At 52.4% G+C, this 725-nt stretch carries 1 protein-coding gene; it reads right to left on the reverse strand.

Annotated elements, in window-relative coordinates; all coding sequences use genetic code 11:
* A partial coding sequence (locus A7D21_RS34065; RefSeq protein WP_141718336.1) for a multicopper oxidase domain-containing protein occupies positions 1–614 on the reverse strand: 614 nt, incomplete at its 3' end.
* Positions 615–725: the final 111 nt, after the last annotated feature.

Genomic DNA, 725 nt, shown 5'->3' on the forward strand with positions numbered 1-725 from the left:
GTGCGTTTATGGTGGTTGTAGTAGCCCGACTGTTTCTTAAGCTTGGCCATGACACGACTAGGATCTTCATCGGTCCAGTCAGTCAACATCACCACATAGTCGCGGTTGTATTGAAAAGGTTCAGGCTCTTTCGAGTCGATAACGATTGGTCCGTAAACCCCTGCCTGCTCCTGTAAGCCCGAGTGGCTGTGGTACCAGTACGTACCATTCTGATGAACCTTGAACTTGTACTCGTACATGCCGTCGGGTGCAATGCCATGGAAACTCAAGCCAGGTACACCGTCCATATTGGCCGGCAGGATGATCCCGTGCCAATGGATTGAGGTGTCTTGGTCCAGGCGGTTTTTTACACGCAGAGTGACCGTCTCTCCTTCGCGCCAACGCAGCAAAGGTCCTGGCAATGATCCATTGATAGTCATGGCTGTTCGCGGCGAGCCGGTGATGTTTACCGGGGTTTCACCAATAAACAGATCAAATTCATTGCCGGTGAGTACGCTCGGCAGACCAGGACTTGTCACCGCCCATACAGGAGTGCGCCAAAGGCCAAAGCCGCCGAGAATGCCACCAGCGGCCAAGCCTTTTACGAATGTCCGTCTAGAGGTTTTGGAATGCATGCCGTTTATTTCCAATCAGTCAAAAGGGAAGCCGTGCGAAACAACCGATCATGAGTTGCCCGGATCAGCTTTGCCCACCGTCACAAAAGACAAACTCTTACGGCAAGCGAG

Source organism: Pseudomonas sp. AP19 (assembly GCF_001728855.1).
Classification (GTDB): domain Bacteria; phylum Pseudomonadota; class Gammaproteobacteria; order Pseudomonadales; family Pseudomonadaceae; genus Aquipseudomonas; species Aquipseudomonas fluorescens.